Annotated in this window: 15 protein-coding genes and 1 tRNA gene; 3 read left to right on the top strand and 13 right to left on the bottom strand. The window is 65.4% G+C overall.

Features of this window, described 5'->3' with window-relative positions; translation table 11 throughout:
• Position 1 precedes the first annotated feature (1 nt).
• From ACEN8I_RS00980 to ACEN8I_RS00940, 9 genes are all read right to left on the bottom strand, one after another.
• Positions 2-2,062 carry an FAD-dependent oxidoreductase gene (locus ACEN8I_RS00980; protein ID WP_413325342.1) on the bottom strand — a complete coding sequence of 687 codons (2,061 nt, stop codon included), beginning with the start codon at positions 2,060-2,062 and terminating at the stop codon, positions 2-4.
• Positions 2,063-2,071: 9 nt separating this feature from the next.
• Positions 2,072-2,605 (bottom strand): DUF5943 domain-containing protein, encoded by a 534-nt coding sequence (locus tag ACEN8I_RS00975; RefSeq protein WP_413325340.1) that lies wholly within the window; start codon positions 2,603-2,605, stop codon positions 2,072-2,074.
• A 181-nt stretch (positions 2,606-2,786) separates the two neighbouring features.
• Positions 2,787-3,668: a glycine betaine ABC transporter substrate-binding protein gene (locus ACEN8I_RS00970; RefSeq protein WP_413325673.1), complete on the bottom strand. Its 882-nt coding sequence runs from the start codon at positions 3,666-3,668 to the stop codon at positions 2,787-2,789.
• Positions 3,669-3,758: 90 nt separating this feature from the next.
• Positions 3,759-4,730 (bottom strand): dipeptidase, encoded by a 972-nt coding sequence (locus tag ACEN8I_RS00965; protein ID WP_413325338.1) that lies wholly within the window; start codon positions 4,728-4,730, stop codon positions 3,759-3,761.
• Positions 4,731-4,742: 12 nt separating this feature from the next.
• Positions 4,743-6,017 (bottom strand): serine hydroxymethyltransferase, encoded by a 1,275-nt coding sequence (glyA, locus tag ACEN8I_RS00960; RefSeq protein ID WP_413325336.1) that lies wholly within the window; start codon positions 6,015-6,017, stop codon positions 4,743-4,745.
• A 12-nt stretch (positions 6,018-6,029) separates the two neighbouring features.
• Positions 6,030-6,683 (bottom strand): sarcosine oxidase subunit gamma, encoded by a 654-nt coding sequence (locus tag ACEN8I_RS00955; protein ID WP_413325333.1) that lies wholly within the window; start codon positions 6,681-6,683, stop codon positions 6,030-6,032.
• Complete coding sequence (locus ACEN8I_RS00950; protein ID WP_413325331.1) at positions 6,676-9,672, bottom strand: sarcosine oxidase subunit alpha family protein; 2,997 nt, start codon at positions 9,670-9,672, stop codon at positions 6,676-6,678. The genes ACEN8I_RS00955 and ACEN8I_RS00950 overlap by 8 nt, the downstream gene beginning before the upstream one ends.
• The gene (locus ACEN8I_RS00945; protein WP_413325329.1) at positions 9,669-9,977 is read right to left on the bottom strand and encodes a sarcosine oxidase subunit delta; all 309 of its coding nucleotides are present in this window, start codon (positions 9,975-9,977) and stop codon (positions 9,669-9,671) included. Before ACEN8I_RS00945 ends, ACEN8I_RS00950 begins: the two co-directional genes overlap by 4 nt.
• 1 nt (position 9,978) lies before the next feature.
• The gene (locus ACEN8I_RS00940; RefSeq protein WP_413325327.1) at positions 9,979-11,238 is read right to left on the bottom strand and encodes a sarcosine oxidase subunit beta family protein; all 1,260 of its coding nucleotides are present in this window, start codon (positions 11,236-11,238) and stop codon (positions 9,979-9,981) included.
• A 464-nt stretch (positions 11,239-11,702) separates the two neighbouring features.
• Here ACEN8I_RS00940 and ACEN8I_RS00935 point away from each other — a divergent pair, with 464 nt between their 5' ends.
• From ACEN8I_RS00935 to ACEN8I_RS00925, 3 genes are all read left to right on the top strand, one after another.
• Positions 11,703-11,951, top strand: coding sequence for a hypothetical protein (locus ACEN8I_RS00935; protein ID WP_413325325.1), 249 nt, complete (start codon positions 11,703-11,705; stop codon positions 11,949-11,951).
• A 166-nt stretch (positions 11,952-12,117) separates the two neighbouring features.
• On the top strand, positions 12,118-12,459 hold the full coding sequence (locus ACEN8I_RS00930) for a hypothetical protein (protein ID WP_413325323.1): 342 nt from the start codon (positions 12,118-12,120) through the stop codon (positions 12,457-12,459).
• A gap of 174 nt (positions 12,460-12,633) precedes the next feature.
• Positions 12,634-13,068 (top strand): hypothetical protein, encoded by a 435-nt coding sequence (locus ACEN8I_RS00925; RefSeq protein ID WP_413325320.1) that lies wholly within the window; start codon positions 12,634-12,636, stop codon positions 13,066-13,068.
• A 625-nt stretch (positions 13,069-13,693) separates the two neighbouring features.
• Here ACEN8I_RS00925 and ACEN8I_RS00920 read toward each other — a convergent pair.
• From ACEN8I_RS00920 to ACEN8I_RS00905, 4 genes are all read right to left on the bottom strand, one after another.
• Positions 13,694-13,768: transfer RNA gene (locus tag ACEN8I_RS00920), tRNA-Arg, on the bottom strand.
• 65 nt (positions 13,769-13,833) lie between these two features.
• Positions 13,834-17,802, bottom strand: coding sequence for a translocation/assembly module TamB domain-containing protein (locus ACEN8I_RS00915; RefSeq protein WP_413325318.1), 3,969 nt, complete (start codon positions 17,800-17,802; stop codon positions 13,834-13,836).
• Positions 17,803-17,809: 7 nt separating this feature from the next.
• The gene (locus tag ACEN8I_RS00910) at positions 17,810-19,804 is read right to left on the bottom strand and encodes an autotransporter assembly complex protein TamA (protein WP_413325316.1); all 1,995 of its coding nucleotides are present in this window, start codon (positions 19,802-19,804) and stop codon (positions 17,810-17,812) included.
• Between the two features lie 49 nt (positions 19,805-19,853).
• Positions 19,854-21,068, bottom strand: coding sequence for a vWA domain-containing protein (locus tag ACEN8I_RS00905; protein ID WP_413325314.1), 1,215 nt, complete (start codon positions 21,066-21,068; stop codon positions 19,854-19,856).
• Between the last annotated feature and the right edge of the window lie 23 nt (positions 21,069-21,091).

Genomic DNA, 21,091 nt, shown 5'->3' with positions numbered 1-21,091 from the left:
GTCAAAAATCCTTGCACAGGCGCAGCGAGTCGTAGATCGCCGCATGGATGTTGTGCATGGAGACGCAGTCGCCGACGCGGTAGAGCAGGAAGTCTCCCTTGCCGGTGGCCTGGCTCAAGCCGGGCTGCGGCAGCGCGTCGTAGAGGGCCTCGATGTCGGTCTGGCCCTTGTTGAGCGACAGCGGCTTGAGCTGCCAGTACAGGCCGTCATTGGGCAGGATGCCGTTTTCAATGACCACCTGGTCCACCGCGCGCTCTTCCAGCGCTTCGGTGTATTCGTTCTTCAGCACGGCGATCAGTTTGTCGCCTTCGCGGTAAACGCGCTCCAGCCAGAAATTGGGCGTCTGGATCACGCCGCTGGCGTACAGCTGGCGGTAGAAGATCGGGAAGGTGGTGCCGCCCACATCGTCGGCGACCTTGACGTCGGGCGTCACGATCTCCACCAGCTTGCCGCGCGCGGCGATGTAGTCGGCCGCGCCGGTGCCCGCATGGGTGCTGATGCTGTCGTACACCAGGACGTTTTCGCCGGGCGCGACCGCGCCCGACAGGATGTCCCAGCTGCTCACGCACAGGCCCTGGTCCGCGCCCCAGGCGGGCGTCTGCCCCATGTGGGGTGTGCCGCCGGTGGCCAGCACCACGATGTCGGGCTGCTCGGCCAGGATCATTTCCTGCGTGGCCGCCACGCCCAGGCGGCGCTGCACGCCCAGGCGCTGGGTCTCCATGTCGAACCAGCGGATGATGCCGGCCATCTGCTCGCGCTTGGGCGGCTTGGCCGCCAGGTTCACCTGGCCGCCGACGACGGTGTTTTTCTCGAACAGCACCACGTCGTGGCCGCGCTCGCGGGCCACGCGCGCGGCTTCCAGGCCGGCCGGGCCGGCGCCGACCACCACCACCTTGCGGCGGACGCCCGTGGTTTTTTCAATGGTGTGCGGCATGGTTTCTTCGCGGCTGGTGGCGGCGTTCTGGATGCACAGCACGTCCAGGCCGTTGTACTGGCGGTCTATGCAGTAGTTGGCGCCCACGCATTGTTTGATCTGGTCTTCCCGGCCGTCGCGGATCTTGATGACCATGTGCGGATCGGCGATCTGTGCGCGGGTCATGCCCACCATGTCGACCATGCCGGTGGCCAGGATGCGTTCGGCCTGCGAGGCGTCGCGAATGCTTTGCGCGTGCATGACGGGCACTTTGGACACCGACTTGATGCCGGCGGCCAGGTGCACAAAGGGCTCGGGCGGCAGCGCCATGGGCGGCATGCAGTTGACCAGGGTGTTGTGGGTGTCCGCGCCGGAGCCGACCACGCTCAGGAAGTCGATCAGGCCGCTTTCCGACATGGCCTGGGCAATCTCCTTGGCCATCTCGTGGCTGATGCCGTCTTCATGGAATTCATCGCCGCACATGCGCATGCCGACGCAGAAATCGCTGCCGACATGCTCGCGCACGGCCTGCAGCACTTCCATGCCGAAGCGCAGGCGGTTTTCCAGGCTGCCGCCGTACTCGTCGGTGCGGTGGTTCACGCGCGGGCTCCAGAACTGGTCGACCAGCTGCTGGTGCGCGGCGGAGATTTCGATGCCGTCGAGCCCTGCATCTTTCACGCGTTTGGCGGCGCGGCCGTAGTCGGCCACGATGCGGCGTATCTCTTCGATCTCTATGGTCTTGGCGTTGCCGCGGTGCACCGGCTCGCGTATGCCCGAGGGGCTGACCAGGTGCGGCCAGTCGAAGCCGTGCCAGGCATTGCGCCTGCCCATGTGGGTGGCCTGGATCATCAGCTTGGCGCCGTGCTTGTGCATGGTCTCGGCCAGCTTGGCCAGAGGCTCGATCACCGAGTTCTTCGCCAGGTTGACGGAACTCCACCAGGACCAGGGGCTGTCGCGCGACACCGGGCTGGAGCCACCGCAAATTGCCAGGCCCACACCGCCCTTGGCTTTTTCCTCGTAATACCGGATGTAGCGCTCGGTCGGGTTGCCGCCTTCGGCATACACCTCGGCATGCGCGGTGCTGACGATGCGGTTGCGCAGCAGGACCTGGTTCAGGCGGATGGGCTCAAACAAATGCGGGTAGCGCATGGCGAATCTCTAGAGGGGGCTGACGGTGAACACGCAGTGGCTGTGGCCCTCGGCCGCGCACTGGGTTTCGGCGCTGGTGGTGCGCACGGCCGAGCCACTGGTCTCCAGCACCCAGTCCATGGCGCCCGAGAACCAGCCGGCGAACAGGTAGCAGACCTTGCTGTGGTTGACCGGCACGCCGGCAATGCCTTGCGCGAGCACGAACACCGAGTGCTCGAGCTTGATCTTTGCGCGGCCGGTGGCGGCGTCCGATTCGATGAAGGAAAACAGGCCCCAGCCGCGTTGTGACAGGCGCTTGAGGTAGTGCTCGTAAACCGCCATGCCGGACAGCCCGTGCGTGGCCGCCTCTTTCTGGCACCAGAAATACGCCGAGCGATGCCCCGCCTTGTAGAGCGCGGGGGCATACACCTCCCGGCCCACCACGGCCTCGGTTTCGACATGGTTGTTGACGAAGAAGTGCCGCGGCACATAAATCATCGGCAGGCCGTCGGTGGTCCAGATCCCGGTCTGGGCATCAACTTCAATGGGGAGTTGCGGGTTCATCTTGGGAGTCTCGTTATGGATGTCGGAACACGGCCTGGAACACGGCCTGTTTGTGTCTGGCGGAAAGCAAAGGTCAAACCACGGGGCAGGGGAAGGCTTCACCCCCGATCCGATGGCGGCCGGTGGTCCCAGGCCGGCTGGGACCACCGGGCCGCTATCTGCACCCGGTGTTTGCGGCGCTTTAGCCGAGCCAGCTCGAAACACGCGCGGCGTTGTCGTTCATCCACTTCTCGGCGGCCGCGTCCGCCTTGGAGCCGCCTTCGACGGCCAGCATCACGGCGCCGATTTCTTCCGGCTTCCACGAGAACTTCTTCAGGAAAGACACGACAGCCGGCGCCTTGGTGTTCAGCGCCGGGTTGATGACGCTGTCCACGTGCTCTTCGGCGCCGTAGATGTTCTTGGGATCGGCCAGGAAGCGCAGCTTGTACTTGGCGAACATCCAGTGCGGAATCCAGCCTGTGACGGCGATGGATTTGTTGGCGCGGTAGGAGCGGTCGAGTTCGGCGGCCATGGCCGGGCCGGAGCTGGGCAGCAGGCGCATGTCCAGGCCGTAAGCCTTGATGGCTTCTTCGGTTTTGCGCATCACACCCGCGCCGGCGTCAATGCCCACAATGCGGTTGTCAAAATCGGCGCGGAAGTTGTTGAGGTCGGTCAGGCTGGTGGCCTTGACGTAGTCGGGCACGATCAGGCCGATCTTGGCGCCGGGGTAGTTGGCGCCCAGGATCTGGACCTTGTCCTTGAAGCTGGTCAGGTAGGCTTCGTGCGTCACCGGCAGCCAGGCCGACAGCGTCATGTCCAGGTCGCCGCGCGCCACGCCTTGCCACATGATGCCCGCGGCCAGCGGCACCAGCTCAACCGGGTAGCCCAGCTTGCTGCGGATGATGGCCGCGGCGAGGTTGGTGGTGGCCACGCTGTCGGACCAGCCGTCGACAAAACCGATCTTGATCGTGGGTTTGGCCTGGGCAAAGGCGCCCATGCCCGTGGCGGCCAGGGCCGAGGCACCCAGTGTCTGCGCCAGGAATTTGCGGCGCTGGCCGAGGGAAATATTTTTTTGCGGTTTCATCATGGTACGAACACTCCTGATTGATTAGTAGAAGGCAACGAAAGCTAAGAAGGCAAACAAAAGAACAACCTAACCTGTCGGGAGTGTCAACTACACGCCCCACACCTCACCAAAAACACGGAGCCAGTTGCGCCCCATGACCTTTGTGATCTTGGCCACCGGCCAGCCCGCACGCTCCATGGCGGCTGTCAGGTTGGGCATTTCGCCGATGGTGCGTATGCCCAGCGGGTTTTGCACGGTGCCGAAATTGGTGAGGCGGCGGAACTGCCCCTTGTCGTGGGTCAGCATGTCGAAAAATTCCTTGCCATAACCCTGGGTGTGGTCGGTTCCCACGCCTACGCAGTCTTCGCCCACGATGTTGATCACATAGTCCAAGGCTTCGACGTAGTCCTCCACCGTGGCTTCTGGGCCGCGCTTGAGGAAGGGAGGAAACATGGTCACGCCGATAAAGCCGCCGCGGTCGGCGATGAACTTGAGCTGCTCGTCGCTCTTGTTGCGCGGGTGTTCCTTCAGGCCGGCAGGCAGGCAGTGGCTGTAGGTCACGGGCTTCTTGGATTCGAGGATGGCTTCTTCCGAAGTCTTGGCGCCTACGTGTGACAAGTCCACCATGATGCCGACGCGGTTCATCTCGCCGATGACTTCGCGGCCGTAACCGGAGAGGCCCCCGTCGCGCTCGTAGCAGCCGGTGCCAATCAGGTTCTGCGTGTTGTAGCAAAGCTGGACCACGCGCACGCCCATGTCGGCGAAGGCTTCGATGTAGCCGAGTTGGTCTTCAAAGGCGTGGGCGTTCTGGAAGCCCAGGATGATGCCGGTCTTGCCGTCTTTTTTTGCTTGCTCGATGTCGGCCGTGGTGCGCACCAGCGACAGCAGGTCGCTGTTTTCGCGGATGGATTTCTTCATCTCGGCGATGTTGTGCACCGTGCTCTTGAAGTCGTCCCACACCGAGACGGTGCAATTGGCGGCGCTGAGGCCGCCTTTTTTCATGTCCTCGAACACCTCACGGCTCCACTTGGAGATGATCAGGCCATCGATGATGAGGGAGTCTTGGTGCAGCGTGCTCATGGCGTTTGTCCTTTAGGCGTACAGAGGGAAACGGGTGGTCAATGCTTTGACGCGGGCATAGACCGAAGCTTCTACGGAGGCGTCGCCGGCGGGATTGGTCTTCAGGCTGTTGAAGACTTCCAGCATCAGCCGGCCGACTTCTTCAAACTCGGCCACGCCGAAGCCGCGCGTGGTGCCCGCGGCCGTGCCGACGCGTATGCCGGAGGTGATGGTCGGTTTCTCGTCGTCGAAGGGAATGCCGTTCTTGTTGCAGGTGATGCCGGCGCGTTCCAGCGCGACCTCGGTGGTATTGCCTTTGAGGCCCAGGGGGCGCAGGTCGACCAGCAGCAGGTGGTTGTCGGTGCCGCCGGTCACCAGGTCCAGGCCGCCGGCCTTGAGCACCGCGCCCAGGGCCTTGGCGTTGGCCACGACCTGTTGTGTGTAGGCCTTGAAGCCGGGTTGCAGCGCCTCGCCAAAGGCCACGGCCTTGGCGGCGATGACGTGCATCAGCGGGCCGCCTTGCGAGCCGGGGAACACCGAAGAGTTGATCTTCTTGGCGATCTCCGCGTCGTTGGTCAGCACCACGCCGCCGCGCGGGCCGCGCAAGGTTTTGTGGGTGGTGGAGGTCGTCACGTGGGCGTGCGGCACCGGGCTGGGGTAGACGCCGGTGGCGACCAGGCCGGCGACGTGGGCCATGTCCACCATCAGGAAGGCGCCAACCTTGTCGGCAATCGCGCGAAAGCGTGCCCAGTCAATGGTGCGCGGATAGGCTGAAAAGCCCGCGATGATGAGCTTGGGTTTGTGCTCCAGGGCCAGGGCTTCGACCTCGTCATAGTCGATCAGCGAGTCGGCGCGGCGCACGCCGTACTGCACGGCCTTGAACCATTTGCCCGAGAGCGCCGGCTTGGCGCCGTGCGTGAGGTGGCCGCCGGCCGACAGCGACATGCCCAGCACCGTGTCGCCGGGCTGCACCAGCGCCAGCATCACCGCGGTGTTGGCCTGCGCGCCGGAGTGGGGCTGCACATTGGCGAATTCGCAGCCGAACAGCTTGCACAGGCGTTCAATCGCCAGGGCTTCGACCACGTCCACGTGTTCGCAGCCGCCGTAATAGCGCTTGCCGGGGTAGCCTTCGGCGTATTTGTTGGTCAGCACCGAGCCCTGGGCCTGCAGCACGGCTTGGGAGACGATGTTTTCCGAGGCGATCAGCTCGATCTGCTCGCGCTGGCGCTGCAGCTCGTGGTCCATGGCCAGGCTGACGGCCGGGTCGGCCTGCGCCACGCCTGTGGAAAAGAAAGCTTCAGTTTGCATGGGGACGCTCTTTCAAACGATTTCTAACAAGGGGGTGAATAGCGGGTCTGCGCAGTGGGCCGGGCTGGTGATGCACAGGCGGTAAGGCCGGGCGGTGCGCTCCAGCAGGCGCCAGGTGTAGTCGGCGAAGCTGCGGCGGAACACCAGCACCACACCCTCGGTGTCGGTGCGCACCACGGTGAAACCGGTCTTGGACGCCACGGTGCTGGCGCAGCGGCCCACGGCCAGGCTTTCGTAGTCGTAAGGGCCGAGCTGGCGCAGCAGCAGCAGGTGGTCGGGGCCGCTGATGCGCAGCGCCGTCAGGCCGCCGCTGTTGTCCACAATCTGGGCGAACACGTCCTGCAGTGCAGTAGTCAGCGCGGCCAGCAGGGCGTCGCGGGCCGAGCGCTTGCAGGCCAGCAGCCATTCGTCGGGTGAGACCCACAGCACCACACCGGCGCTGGTGGATACCACCGACATCGGCTGGGTCGGCAGGGCCTGGCCCAGCACGCCGGCCACGCCTTGCATGAAGGCCGTGTCGTCGGCCTTGCCGCGCAGCACGATGTAGCCCAGGTGGGGCAGCTCGCTCATGGCCACGCGGTTTTCTTGGGCGGGCGTTGCCGCGCGAGCGGGCAGGCCGAAGGCGTGCAGGGGGGATTCCAGCATGACGTTGGGGGGGTTAAACATTTTGGCGGTCGCCTTTCACGTCCACGAATACGCTGGAGCCGACCTTGGCGGGCGTGACCTTGCCGTGGGCGTGCACATACAGGGTTTGCTCCTTGCGCTGCAGGCCGCCGGCGACCACGGCCATGGCGATGGAGCGGCCCAGGAAGGCGCTGTGGTAGCTGGAGGTCACATGGCCCAGCATCTGGTTTTGCGCACCCACGGTGGCGCTTTCCATGATCTGCGCGCCCTCGACCAGCACGCTGGCCGGGTCTTCGGGCAACAGCCCCACCAGCTGCTTGCGGCCTTCGCGGGCCGTGTCGCTGCGCGACAGCGAGCGCTTGCCCAGGAAGCTGAAGGGCTTTTTCAGGCCGACGGCCCAGGCCATGTCCAGGTCCATGGGGCTCATGGAGCCGTCGGTATCCTGGCCGACGATGATGAAACCCTTTTCGGCGCGCAGCACGTGCATGGTCTCGGTGCCGTAAGGCGTGATGTCGAACTCGGCGCCGGCGGCCATCACCGCCTCCCACAGCGCGCGGCCGTAGCCGGACTCGACGTTGAGCTCATAGGACAGTTCACCCGAGAAGCTGATGCGGAACACACGCACAGGCAGGCCGTGCACCGTGCCCGCGCGCCAGTCCATGAACTTGAAGCTGTCGGGCGAGAGGTCGATGTCGGCGCACAGCTTGGCCAGCACCGCGCGTGATTTGGGCCCGACCAGGGCGATGGTGGACCAGTGGTCGGTCACCGAGGTCATCCAGACCTTGAGTTCGGGCCATTCGGTCTGGTGCCAGCGCTCCAGCCAGTTCAGCACCCGGGCCGCGCCGCCGGTGGTGGTGGTCATGTAAAACTGGTTTTGCTCGATGCAGGCGGTCACGCCGTCGTCCATCACCATGCCGTTTTCGTCCAGCATCAGGCCGTAGCGGCATTTGCCGACGGCCAGCTGGGTCCAGGCATTGGCGTAGATGCGGTTCAGGAATTCGCGCGCATCCGGGCCGTCGATCTGGATCTTGCCCAGGGTGGAGGCGTCCATCACCGCCACGCCGTTGCGGGCGGCCAGGCATTCGCGGGCGACCGCGGCATGCAGGTCTTCACCGGGCTTGGCAAAGTACCAGGGACGCTGCCACTGGCCGACCGGCTCCAGCGCCGCGCCGCGTGCCACGTGCGAGGCATGGATGGCGCCGTAGCGATTCGGGTCGAACAGCTCGCCGGACATGGTGCCGGCCAAAGCGCCCAGGCTGACCGGCGTGTAGGCCGGGCGGTAGGTTGTGGTGCCGACTTCGCTCACCGGGCGCTTCAGCGCGCGGGCCGTGATGACGAAGCCGTTGACGTTGGACAGCTTGCCCTGGTCGGTACCGAAGCCCAGCGCGGTGTAACGCTTGACGTGCTCGATGGAGTGGTAGTTTTCGCGCACCGCCAGTTCGATGTCGGCGGCGCTGACGTCGTTCTGGTAGTCGACAAACGCCTTGGCGCCCGCGCCTTCAACCTTGCCGTCGGGCAGGCGGAACATGGGGCGCGGCTGCAGGCGGCGGGGCTGGGGGCAGGACGGAACCGGCAAGGTGTCGGTCTTGCCGCAGGCGGCCAGCACCTGCTGCATCGCCTGGGTGGTTTGCGCCAGTGCGTCGGCCAGCTCGAAAGCGCCGGTGACCGAACCGGCGCAGGCAACACCTTTGCGCCCCGTGTGCGGCGCCACAAAGGCCGCGAGGGATTCGTCCCACTGCGGGCGGCTGCCGTCGTGGCAAAACAGGTGCACCGTGGGCGACAGGCCGCCGGAGCTCAGCACCACGTCGCAGGCCAGGAAGCTGCCGGCGCCGGTCGCTTCGTCACGCGTGGGATGCAGAGGCACAAGCCTGACGCCCTTGACTTCGCCGCCGCCGGTGGCTTCGGCAATGCAGTGGCCCGCCATCACGGTGTAGCTGCTGCTGCGCGCCACCGCGCTGTGGCGCACATCGGCCACGGTGACCTGGGCGCCGGCCTTGGCCAGGCTTTCGGCGCAGTCGTGGATCAGGTCGCTGGTGCCGCAGATCACCACGCGCTGGCCGACGCGCACGCCGTAGCGGTGCAGAAAGGTCTGGCCGGCGGAAACCGTCATCACGCCCGGCAGGTCGTTGTTGCCGAACACCAGAGGGCGCTCGATGGCGCCTGTGGCCAGGACCACCTGGTGCGCGCGTATCTTGTGCATGCGGTGGCGCGGCAGGTGGGCCTGGCGCTGCCCGGGCGCGATGTGGTCCTGCAGCAGCTCCACGGCCTGCACCAGGTTCTGCTCATACATGCCGAAGGCGGTGGTGCGCACCAGGACCGTCACATGCGGCATCTCGGCCAGGGCGGCCTGCACCGAGCGGATGTAGGCGTCGCTGCTGCGGCCGTCGATCTGCGCGTTGGGGTCGGACAGCAGCCAGCCGCCGAGTTCGTTCTGCTCGTCCAGCAGCAGGGTCTTGAGCCCGGCGCGGCCGGCCTGCAGCGCGGCCAGCAGGCCGCAGGCGCCGCCGCCGACAACCAGCACGTCCACATGGTGGTGCAGGTGGTCGTAGTCCTCGGGATCGGGTTCGGCCGGCGCGTCGCCGAAACCGGCGAACTTGCGGATCACGGTCTCATACAACGGCCAGAGCTTTTGCGGCCACTTGAAGGTCTTGCTGTAAAAGCCGGCCGGCATGAAGCGCGAGCCCTGGCCCAGCACCGACTTCAGATCGAAGTCCAGCGAAGGCCAGCCCGAGGTGGAGCGGGCGCTCAAGCCCTCGTAAAGCTCGGCCTGGGTGGCCTTGACGTTGGGCGTGGTCAGCGCGCCCGTGCCCAGCTGCACCAGTGCGTTCGGCTCTTCCGCGCCCGCGCCTATGATGCCGCGGGGACGGCCGTACTTGAAGCTGCGTGCCATGCGGCGCACGCCGTGGGCCAGCAGGGCGGAGGCCAGCGTGTCGCCGGGGTGGCCGGTGTAGCTGCGGCCGTCAAAGCTGAAGTTGACCGTGCGCGTGGCGTCGATGCGCGTGCCGGCCTGGATAACTCGGGTGCCGCTCATTGGGTTTGCTCCTTGGCCATGTCGGCCAGAAACAGCGCCTTGCCTTCGGCCAGGGTCCAGGTGCCGGCGATTTCATAGGTGGCGGTGTTGCGCTTCACGGCAAACACCTTGCGGCAGGCCGCGGTGTGCTGCCATTGCTCCCAGAACCAGCCCTTGGTGTTCCTGCGCATGAACACATAGTCGCCCCAGGTGGCGTCGTCCACAGCCTCAGGCTGGAGCGGTCGGGGGATGTAGGCTTCACCGGCATTGCTGAACTCTTCTTCGTCCCGCGTTTCGCCGCAGTGGGGGCAGTGCAATAAAAACATATCAGTGGGCGACGCCTGCGGCGCCGTGTTCGTCGATGAGGTGGCCGGTGTGGAAGCGGTCCACGGAGAAGGATCTGGCGAGCGCATTGGGCTCGCCCTGGGCCAGCATGTCGGCAAAGACATGGCCTGAACCCGGCGTGGCCTTGAAGCCGCCTGTGCCCCAGCCGCAGTTGAAGAACAGGCCCTGGACTGCCGTCTTGGAAATGATCGGGCAGGCGTCGGGCGTCACGTCCACAATGCCGCCCCATTGGCGGTTCATGCGCACGCGGGAGAACTGGGGGAACAGCTCGATGATGGCGGCAGCCGTGTGCTCGATCACGTGCGGGCTGCCGCGCTGGCCGTAGCCCAGGTAGCTGTCGATGCCGGCGCCTATTACCAGCTCGCCCTTGTCCGACTGGCTCAGGTAGCCGTGGACCGCGTTGGACATGATCACGGTGTCGATCACGCGCTGCATCGATTCGGACACAAAGGCCTGCAGCGGGTGGCTTTCGAGTGGCATGCGCAGGCCGGCCATTTTGGCCAGCACCGACGAATGGCCGGCGGCCACGCAGCCCACGCGCTCGGTTTTCACCATGCCCAGGTTGGTTTGCAGGCCGCGGATCTTGCCGCCGGAGATGTCCATGCCGGTGACTTCGCAGCCCTCGATCAGGTCCACGCCCAGGCGGCTGGCGGCGCGGGCAAAACCGCGCGCCACGGCGTCGTGGTGGGCGATGCCCGCGCGCGGCTGCCAGCTGGCGCCCAGCACCGGGTAGCGGCGGCTGCGGCTGCAATCGAGCTGGGGAATCTTTTCCTTCACTTCGCGCGCGTTCAGCACATGGGCGTCTATGCCTTGCAGCGCATTGGCGTTGACCCGGCGCTCGATATCGCGCATGTCCTGCAGGGTGTGGCCCAGGTTGAACACGCCGCGCTGGCTGAACATCACGTTGAAGTTCAGGTCCTTGGTCAGGCCTTCCCAGAGCTTGAGCGAATGCTCATAAATCGCCGCCGACTCGTCCCACAGGTAGTTGGAGCGCACGATGGTGGTATTGCGCGCGGTGTTGCCCCCGCCCAGGTAGCCCTTTTCCAGCACCGCGATGCGCCCGACCTGGGGATGGTTTTTGGCCAGGTAGTAGGCCGTGGCCAGGCCATGCCCGCCGCCGCCGACGATCACCACGTCGTAGGACGGCTTCAAGGCCACCCGTTCCCAGGCGGGTTCCCAGGTCTGGTGGTTTTTGAAGCCATGCTTGAGCAGGCTCCATAGAGAGTAGTTTTGGCCGCGCATAGTCGCTTGTAGGGAGGTCCAATGAATCTGCGCTCATTGTTGGATTTCCCAGATGCGCGAACTTGCGCCCGGCAGACGCACACTTGTTCAAATCCGACATGATGTCGGGTCTGGTTATCTTCTGGTTATCCCTGAGAGGGAGCGGGCATGGCGGGCGAATTGCCGGGCCGGGAGGGCTGAATCACGCTGGGGGGCGGACAAAAACTTGGATTACCAGGAGGCAGTTCATGTATTCGTACGAAAACAGGATTCGATGGAATTCAACAGCCTCTGCTCGTTCATAGTGAGGAGGCGGCAACCACGGTGTCCGCCTAGAATTTGTTTGCGGGGTTGGGTCCCTTTTTTATCGACCTGAGCGAAACTCGAAATGGACAATAGGTCTTTTAATAACAAGCACTTGGCCGGGTTTTCAGCGGCCAGGTTATACCGCAGACCTTGCGGCATACATTACGTTAGCCTGCATCATGAGCGCCATGTCTAGCCAGAAGCAATTGCGGTTCGCCGCGGGTTCCCGAGTGCGCGTTCTCACCGCTGGAGGGTGGAAACGCTCTTGCACCGGAACAGTGGTCGATGAACCAGAAGCCACTGAAACGCTGCTGGGGCCGACCTTCATTCATTGGATCGAATTCGACGAGCCGCAGGAAGACATCAACGGCTCTGATCAGTATTGGAAGGCGCAAATCCTGGGGGAGTACCTTGAGAGTGCAGGCTAACAAGTCAATCGACACGGACGTCCTGTCGGCCGGTCATTTCCGGCACTATCCTGCCTTGAGTTCCGTCAGTTCCAAACTTTGGGTGAAACACATGCGCTACTTGATTGCGTTGGTTCCTTGCGTCCTGCTAGCCCTCTCCCAGGCGCACGCGTGTCAGGGCCCTAGCATGGAGGAGACGCTATTTTTTAAGGCCGCTCCCAATCCACCACCTGATGCTGATGTAATTGCAGAGGTGGCCTTGTTGGATGTGTCCGTTTCGGACCTCTCCAAAGGGGAGGCGAAAGCAACGGTCTTGCGCGTTATTGGGCCCGCTACCGGCAGAGTCCATAAAGGCGACATTCTCTCTCTGAAGTTCCTGGTCTCCAGTTGCGGTCCTCATCATCAAAGTGGCGATAAAGGCACCATCTTTGCTAAGGTGGGAACTGACCCCGAAGGTCGCCTTGTGTGGTATCCGTACGGATACCGCGACTATGACGGTATGTTCTGGCCGCCATCTATTAACAAGTAGCGGTGAGTGACATGCGCCTCTGTGTTTCTTCCATGTGCAGTAGGCTAACCCTGCGGTCAACCGGACCTTGCGCATAAAGCCGCGCAAGGCCGATTATCTTGAACGTTAGGGGGTAACGTGCGCCAATTCCTAGCCATTCTGATTCTGTCCTTCTGCTCTCAGGCGAACAGCGCCGTGACGTACAGCGACCCTGATTTCTCGTTGGTCCTTAGCGGGGATTGGGTGCAGGTTCGCCTGTTGTTCGCGGAACACGTTGTCTTTCGCTCGGAGGCGCTGGGCTTGCACGTGAAGATCATGGGCATTACACAGCCGGTCCGACCTGAACGCACCCGGCTAGTGGCGACGAAGCTCCTCGAAGAATCGATTCGGCGCGAGCACGCGGCTGCCAAGGCAGGTGTGACCGTCACAATCACGAAGCAGGAGATCTATGCCTTGAGTGACGGCACCGCCGGGACTTACCGGGGGTTTGACAGCTCGGGGCGGTCATTTGTGACGGTGGAGCACACTCGCCCCATCAGGTCGGTATTGATGTTCTTTGAGGCGCCGACGTCGAACGCCGCCAACCTCGACCAAGCGGTGGAAGCGATTGTTCAAGGACTATCGCAATGAATTGCGATTGCTCAGAGTCGCGAATGGCTCGCCATCTACGAGGCACAAACTGATGCCTAACCCTTCGCCAGAGCGGACCTTCACCGGCGAGGCGCTTCCGTCCGCTCAGATCAAACCTTAGACCGCACGTGACGCCGACCTTCTCGACCATCCGGAGCAAGCTTGTGCGCAGCAAAGCGTCTGTAGTCGCTGTCATTCTTCTGGCGCTGCTTGCCTTTGTGCCATCGATGGCCTGCGCCTGTCTGGAGACGTATAGGTTTTCGCCCCTTCGGATGGTCATCTCGGCTCAGCTGTTTGGGGTACTTTTGATCGCTCTTCTCGCAATGGCGCGCAATCGCGCGGCCTGGGTTACTTTAGGCTGCCTGGTTCTCGCCGGCTCTTGGTTCGCGGCTATGCTCGTAGCGGGACTCAGCCAAAGCCTCATAGCTGCGGGCCTGGCGGTGCTTGCTCCTGTCTACTTGCTCGCCGTCCTCGTTTGGTCGCGCAGCAAGGGCGCTAGTGAGGGAGCCAATAAAAAGGATGTTGGGAATGCGGTCTAGCAAGTCGATCGACTCGGACATTCTCGCGAAGGGCTTTGCCGGTCTATGGCCCGCCGGTGATCTTCAACGTTATGCGGCAAGAGGCTTGGTACCACCAACAGGAATCGAACCTGTATCTAGCGCTTAGGAGGCACTCGTTCTATCCATTGAACTATGGCGGCACTTCTCGGGGAGAAGCCGTGATTGTATTCGGTGGCGGATGCCTTCCCGGCGCCTGGGTTTTGTCTCAGTCGTAAGGCACGGTGAAGATCAAATCCACCGCGCTTTGCTGGCCGGCCTGGGCGCGCACGGTGAAGCGTTGCGACAGGTCGTAGAACACGTACAGCGTGCCCAGTGCGCCCGAGATGGTGCGTTCGTAGGCCGCGTAGAAATTGCGTGAAAAGCGTTTGCCCAGGGTCAGGGCGCTTTCGGTGGTGCTGCCGTCGGTGTTGCTGGATGCGCCGCGGTAAGACAGCTCATCGAGGCCCAGCGAGGCGGCCAGGCCGCCCGACATGCCGCCTGTGCCTTTGCTGCCCAGCAGGGCCAGGGCCGCCTGCTGCAGCATGGCGGCCTCGGCGCCGCCCGAAGCGGAGGAGCGCCCCACCACCAGCCAGGAGAGTTTTTCGGCGTCGGGCAGTTCGGGTTGGGCATACAGGCGCACGCGCGGCAGCAGGGCGGTGCCGGTGATCTGCACGCCAACGCGCTGGGTGAGGTTGGGGCGTATCGCCAGGATGTCGAGCGTGGGGTTGTCGATGGCGCCGGTGAAGCGCAGCATGCCTTGCTCCACGTCCAGGCGCTGGCCGTAGGCGCGGTACTGGCCGCCTGCGGTGTTGATGGTGCCGTTGAGTTTCGGCTCGCGCAGGTTCTCGCCGCTCAGTGCCAGGGTGCCGCGCACCCGTGTGTCTATGCCCTTGCCCTGGATGCGGAAGTCGCGGCCCAGGTCCAGCTCCACGGCCAGCTTGACGGGGCGCGCGTCGCGGTCTGTGGTGTCGGCGCTGGTTTGCGCGGGCGCCTTCTGGCCGGCCGCCGCGCCGCGTGTGCTGCGCACCACCACGTCGTCGCCGAGCTGGGGCGTGCCTTCGTCGGGCAGGATGATGCGGGCCTGGTCGACCAGCAGCTTGCCGGTGAGTTCGCTTTGGATTCCCTTGAGGCCGGCCTGTATGTCGCCGGAGACGGTGATCTGCCGGTCTGTGCGTATGCTGGCGCGCAGCCGTTCGATCTTGGCGCTGAGCTGCACCTGCGGCTTGCCGTCCACCCAGCCGGCTTCGCCTTGCGCGCTAAGAATGCCGCCCGTGCCCTTGTCGCCCGCGCCCTGCAGCGTGAACTCGTTGATGCGCATGCGGGTGCCGTCGAGTTTGGAGCGCAGCCGGCCGTTGCCGAATTCAATGCCGTCGACCACCGAGCGCAGCGCCAGGTCGTCGGCCTGCAGGTCGCCGGCCAGCTGCGGCGCGGCGCGTGTGCCGCTGATGGCGACGTCGGCACCCAGCGAGCCGCGCAGCCGCCAGCCGGGCGGTGCCAGCACCGACCACACGCCTATGCGCGGCAACTGGGCGCGCAATTGGCCGGCCAGGGGCGCGTCCGCGGGCCAGAGCCAGCCGCCGCCGGCCGCGGCGGGCGCGCGTGCCAGGCGTGTGCGCAGCTGGCCCTCGGCCGTGCCCGCGCGTTCGCTGTCCCAGCGCAGCGCCACAGTGACAGCCTCACCTTCGCTTTGCAAGGAGAGCCGCGCCTCCTTGACGCCGGCCGCAACGCGCGCCGAGGTGCCTTGCGCGGTTTCGGCCTGCACCGTGATGTCGCCGCTGCTGCGCGCCAGGCTGGCTTTGAGGCGCAGGGTGTCGCCCAGCGTGGCGTCCCAGTCGCCGTCGAGCAGCAGGGTGCCGCCCAGGCCGGCGCCGGCCATTTGCGGGCCGGCAAAAAGTTCTATCCAGGCCAGGGGCAGGCCGCTGAGTTTGCCGGCGGTGACGAGTTCGCGGCCCGGCCGCCAGCGCAGGGGCTGCCAGGCCAGTGTGGCTTGTGAGGGTGTGGCGGCGCCCGAGGTGCCGGAAGCACCCGAAGCCGGCGCGATCAGCAGCGCCTCGCCGGCGCCGCTTTCAAACGCGCCGCCGCTGCGCGCCGGTGTCCATTTGAGCGGCACGGCGCCTCGTGTCTTGAGCTGCCAGGCGCCTGTGCCGAGCGCGGGGTCTTGCACGCCGAGGCTCAGTTGCTGCAGCAGGCCTTGCCAGGGCGACTCGGCCAGCGGCGTGTTGCGCGCCGCGCCGCCGCGTCCGCCTTGGGCCGCCAGTTGCAGGGTGTAGCGGCGCGTGCCGGCTTCGGCGCGGCCTTGGGTGTTGAGCTGCGCTTCGCTCAAGCGGCCCGAGAGTGTGGCCTGGAAGGCGCGGATCTTGAGCAGCCCGGCGTCTGCCGTTGCGGTCGTCGTTGCGGCGGCGGGCGTTGGCGTTGCCATGATGCGCCAGTCCAGCGAGGGCAGGTCCAGCCGCGCCTGCAGGGCCGGGTCCTGCCAGCCGCCTTGCCAGCTCGCCTGCAGCTCGGCGCTGCCGGTGGCTGAGGCGGACTTGAGCGCATCTGGCATGCCCGGCAGCTTTTGCAGCCAGCGCAGGGCTTGTGCCATGTCGCGGCCGCGCAGGCTGATATCGCCCTTGCCGCTGGCGGGGCGCAGCTCGCCCTGCACTTGCGCGTCCAGCCCGGGCGCGGTGAGTGTGAGCTTGCCTTTGCCGGCTTGGGCTGCGGGTTGGGCTTCCAGGTTTCCGCTCAGTTCGGCGTCATCGCTGCGCACGCGCAGGGCCGAAAGCAGCAGGGTGCCGCCGGCCTGCTCGCCATTCCAGCTGCCGCTGGCGCTGGCGTCGCGCAGGCGCAGTGCGCCCAGGGGATTGTTCTTCGTAGCCGCATCGTTGCGCGCGGCCTGCAGGGTCGCGTCGAAGGCGATGGCCTTGCCACTGTCCCCCTGGCTGTGGGCCTGGGCCTTGCCGTCTAGCGGCAGCGGCGCGAGCTGGCTGTGCAAGAGGGCGGGGTTGACCTGTTGCAGGCTGGCCTGCATTTTCCAGGCGGGGGGTTTGGCCGTAGCAGTTCCCGCGGGCGCATCGGCCCATTCACCGCTGGCCAGCAGCTCGCCGCCGCCCAGCCTGGCCTTGAGTGTGCGCACCAGGGCCGCGCCGCCGCGCCATTCGCCTTGGGCCTCGAGGCGTTCCAGCGGCAGCTTGTGCTGGTCCCAGGGGCCGGGCTGGCTGTTGGCGAGCTGCAGTTGCAGGCCCCATGCGGAAGCGGATGACACCGGCGCGCTGTCCGCCGGCCGCACGCTGGCGCTGCCTGTGAGCTGGGTTTGTGGGCCGTCGGGCCAGAAGGCGGCGACGTCAAGGTCGCGAAAGCTCGCATCGGCCTGCGGCAGCGGCTGCGCGGCCCAGGGCATGACGCGGGCCGTGGCGCTGGCCTGGGGACGCGGCTGGTTTTTTTGCGCGGCGGCGTTTTCCATTTGCAGCTCGGCCTTGAGCAGCAGCTCGGTGAGCGGGCCTTTGGCTGTGGCCTTGAAGGCCAGCGGCACCCTGGTCTTGCCTCCGGGCAGGGCTGCGTCAAGCGCGCCGTTGAGGCTGGCATCGAGCTGCAGCTTGCCGTGCGCTGCCAGCGTGGCCTTGCCGCTGTAGCGCCCTTGCGCGACCTGCGCGCCCAGCAATTCAAGCTGGTGCGAAAAGCCGTTGAAAGAATAGTTTCCGCGTATGCCCGACGCGGAAAACTCTGCGCCGCCGTGCCATTGGAATTGCCCGATGGAGAAACCTTCGAGCAGCACCGGCAGCGGCAAGCCGAGTGCCGAGGGCGGCACCGAAGGCTCGGTGGAGGGCGGTCGCTGGTCGTCGACCTGCACACTGGCCGCGGCCAGGCGATTGACCTTGAGTGTGCCGTGCAGCAGTGACCAGGGCTGCCAGGCCAGTGTGAGCTCGCGCAGGTCCACACGCAGGCCGTTTTGTTGCCAGACCAGTTGCTCAATGCGGCCGCCGGCGCGCAGCGAGCCTGTGACACCTTCGGCGCCCAGCGGTTGCGAGCGCGCGATCCAGCCCAGCGCGGTGGCCAGCGAGCCATCGGTGCCGGCCCACCACCAGGCCCCGCCCGTCGCGGCAACGGCCAGCGTGACGACGCTGCCCGCCGCCCAGGCCGTGGTGCGCAGCCAGCGCCGCGGCGGGCGTGAGGGGACCGGCGGGGTGCGCGGGGTGGGTGTGTCTGGCGTGTCCATCAGGAAATCAGAAAACAAATCCCACGCTGACGTGCAGGCGCAACTGCTTGGGCTTGACGCCATAAGCCACATCCATTTGCAGCGGGCCTATGGGGCTTCGCCAGCGCACGCCCGTGCCTATGCCGACGGAGGGCTTCATGTCCTTGGGGTTGTCGGCCACGGCGCCGGCGTCGATGAAAAAAGTGTTCTCCCACTCGCTGGGCCTGCCGTCGCGCAGCAGGGGGCGCTGGTATTCGACGCTGCCCACGGCCATGTAGCGGCCCGGCCCTGTGACGCCGTTGTCCAGCTTGATGCCGATGTCGCGGTAGCCGTAGCCGCGCACGGTGGTGTCGCCGCCGGTGCGAAACAGCAGGGTGCCGGGAATGCGGGCCGAGTCTTTCGCAATCACCGCGCCGCCCTCGGCGCGCATCGCGATGCGGCCGCGCTCCAGCGGCACAATGCCCAGCCAGCGACCCACGGCGCGTGTGAAGGGCAGGTGCTGCGTGCCCATGGTGCTGCCGCCGCCGAGTTCAAAGCCCAGGCCGTAGCCCTTGTTCGGAAAGGGCAGGCTGTCGAAATAGCGGCCTGTCCAGACGTAGTTGACCGACAGGGCCGAGCCGTCGCCGATGTCGGCGGCGCTGCTGTTGAGCTGGCCGCTGCCGCTGACGCTGGCCCTGTCGTACTGCACATACATGTTGCGGTCTATGCGATCGCCGGCCTGGGTGCGGCCAAAGCGCAGGCGGCTCGAGCGTGTGACGAGGTCGTCGTCGTCGACGCGCTCGGTGCGCGCCAGCGCCACCCAGCGCCAGTTGGATTCGTCGGGAATGGACGTCCATTCGGTCTGCGCAAAGGGAGCCTTCTTCTCAAGCTGCAGCTTGGTGACGGCGCGCCAGTTGGTGCCCGGCACGCGCTGGTGGGTGTGCTCGACAGAGGCGCGCGGGCCGCTGTCGGTGGTCACGCCCACACCGAGGATGATTTTTTGCAGCCTGGCTTCGCGCACCTGGACCTGCACGGGCGCGGCGTTCGGGTCGCTTTCGGGATCGACAAAGATATAGGCCGAATCGAAGTAGCCGCTGGAGGCCAGGCGCAGCTGCGCTTCGTTCAGCTGGTTCTGGTCGTAGGGCGTGCCCGGTGTCAGGCGCGCCAGGCGCGGCACCAGCACCGGGTCGTAGCGCTCCACGCCGCTGACCTGCAGCGGGCCCAGGCGGTAGAGCGGTCCGGAGTCCAGCTTGAGGCTGAGCGCCGCGCTGTTGGTGGGCGCGTCCACGTCGGCCAGGCTGCCGGCCAGCTTGCCGGCCGGGTAGCGGCGCGCCACCAGCTCGCGCAGGGCTTGCGTCTTGGCGCCGTCCCAGGCGTCCTGGGTGAAGCGCTGGCCCGCGGGCAGGCGCCAGTCGCGCTCGATTCCCTCGCGCTGGGCTTTGGCGTCCGGGTCGGAGGAGTCGGCGATGTCGCCCGCAAAATTCATCGCCACCCCGCCCACGATGGTGGCCTGGCCGGGCTCTACGGCCACCACAATGGTCGGCTTCTGGTTGGCGCCGCCTTCGCGCGTGATGTTGATGCTGGGGCTGAAGTAGCCCAGCGTGCCGGCCAGGTTGCGCACATTGCGCTCGGCCAGCACGATAAGGCGCGCGAGTTCGGCCTCGTCAAGGTCGGTCACGGCGCGGTAGCGCTGCAGCTCCAGGTGTTTGTCGAGCAGGTCCTTGAGGGGTTGGGGGGCGCGCACCGCGATGTCAAAGGCCGTGACTTCGGGCTGGGCGCTGGTGGGGCCTGTGGAGCCCTCGGGCGTGGGCCCGGGAGAGACTTTTTCAGGCGGCGGTGGCGGGGCAGGTGCGGTCTGCGTGACGCTGGAAGGCGGTGTTGTGCTGCCGCTGTTGTCCAGGGGCGCAGCCGTCTGCGCGCCGGCCAGGGGCGCCAGCAGGATCGCAAAGAGGGCGAAAGCAGGGGTGAAACCGGCGCTGGGAATCCGTCCTGCCGGGGTGGCCTTCCGTGCGCAGTGACGACTGTGAATGCTGGGAGGGGTCACGAAGGCAGTTTACTTGAGCACCCTGGCACTCAAGCGTAGGAGGCCAGCGCTATTTGGACAGCAGGCGCATGGCCTCTTCGAGACCCTTGATCGTCAGCGGGTACATGCGCTGGTTGACCAGCTGCTGGATCACGCCAATGCTTTGCCGGTATTGCCAGACGCCTTGCGGCTCGGGGTTGATCCAGGCGAACTTGGGAAAGGCGTTGGTCAGGCGCTGCATCCATTCGGCGCCGGCTTCCTCGTTGTTGTATTCCACGCTGCCGCCGGGCTGCAAAATTTCATAAGGGCTCATGGTCGCGTCGCCGACGAAGATGAGCTTGTAGTCCTTGTTGTACTTGCGGATGATGTCCCAGGTCGGGAACTTTTCGCTGAATCGGCGGCGGTTGTTCTTCCACATGAAGTCATAGACGCAGTTGTGGAAGTAGTAAAACTCCAGGTGCTTGAACTCGGCCTTCACGGCCGAGAACATTTCCTCGACGCGGTGGATGTGCTCGTCCATGGTGCCGCCCACGTCCATGAGCAGCAGCACCTTCACGTTGTTGTGGCGCTCGGGCACCATCTTGATGTCCAGCCAGCCGGCGTTGGCCGCGGTGGAGCGTATGGTGTCGTCCAGGTCCAGTTCTTCGGCATTGCCCTGGCGCGCGAATTTGCGCAGGCGGCGCAGCGCGACCTTGATGTTGCGTGTGCCCAGCTCCTGGGTGTCGTCGTAGTCCTTGTAGGCGCGCTGGTCCCAGACTTTCACCGCGCTCTTGTTGCGGCTTTTTTCCTGGCCTATGCGTATGCCTTGCGGGTTGAAGCCGTTGGCGCCGAAGGGCGAGGTGCCGCCCGTGCCTATCCATTTGCTGCCGCCTTCGTGGCGCTCTTTCTGCTCTTCAAAACGCTTTTTGAGCGTTTCCATGAGCTCGTCCCAGCCCATTTTTTCGATCTTGGCCTTTTCCTCGGGGCTCAGCTCAAGCTCCAGGTTTTTGCGCAGCCATTCGAGGGGGATGTCTTTCGTGAAGTCAGCCAGCATCTCGACGCCCTTGAAGTAGGCGGCGAAGGCGCGGTCGAACTTGTCGTAGTTTTTTTCGTCCTTCACCAGCACGCAGCGGCTCAGGTAATAGAAGTCGTCGATCTTCCAGGCGCCTTCACCCTGTTGCCCCTCGAGCTTGTCGCTGTTGGGCCCAACCACGCCGGCCTCCAGCGCCTCGAGCAGCATCAGGTATTCCTTGACGGAGACCGGCAGCTTGGCCGAACGCAGGGTGTAGAAAAAATCGATGAGCATGGTGAGCTACTCCTTGGCGGTCG

The organism is Polaromonas sp. CT11-55 (assembly GCF_047303325.1).
GTDB lineage: Bacteria > Pseudomonadota > Gammaproteobacteria > Burkholderiales > Burkholderiaceae_C > Polaromonas.
The sequence above is the reverse complement of the archived record's forward strand: the minus strand, read 5'-3'. Positions and strand labels throughout refer to the sequence as shown.